Origin of the sequence: Methylobacterium nigriterrae (assembly GCF_037106235.1) — a bacterium.
Taxonomy (GTDB): Bacteria; Pseudomonadota; Alphaproteobacteria; order Rhizobiales; family Beijerinckiaceae; genus Methylobacterium; species Methylobacterium nigriterrae.
Window position 1 is genome coordinate 1 of record NZ_JBAWTG010000658.1, and the last position, 323, is coordinate 323.

Below are 323 nucleotides of genomic sequence, written 5' to 3' on the forward strand. Positions count from 1 at the left end.
CTCGGGCAGGAGGTCGGCGGGCTTCGAGACGTGGAAGGCGCCGGAGGCGTTGAACAGCTCGTGGTCGGTCTTCACCGGCCCGTGCTTGGTCGCGACCGTCGTGACCTCGATCAGCGGCAGCAGGTCGCGCTGCACGCCCTCGCGGGAGACGTCGGCGGAGGAGCGGCCCTCGCGGGCGCAGATCTTGTCGATCTCGTCGAGGAAGACGATGCCGTTGTCCTCGACCTCGCGGATCGCCTCCTTGATCAGGGCGTCGCCGTCGACGAGCTTGTCGGATTCCTCGTCGAGAAGCGGCGCGTAGGCGTCCCGCACGGTGATGCGGC

General features: G+C 69.0%; 1 protein-coding gene. It reads right to left on the reverse strand.

Annotated elements, in window-relative coordinates; genetic code table 11:
- Nucleotides 1–323: AAA family ATPase (locus tag WDW90_RS38620; protein ID WP_336492936.1), on the reverse strand; the 323-nt coding region annotated here is incomplete at both ends.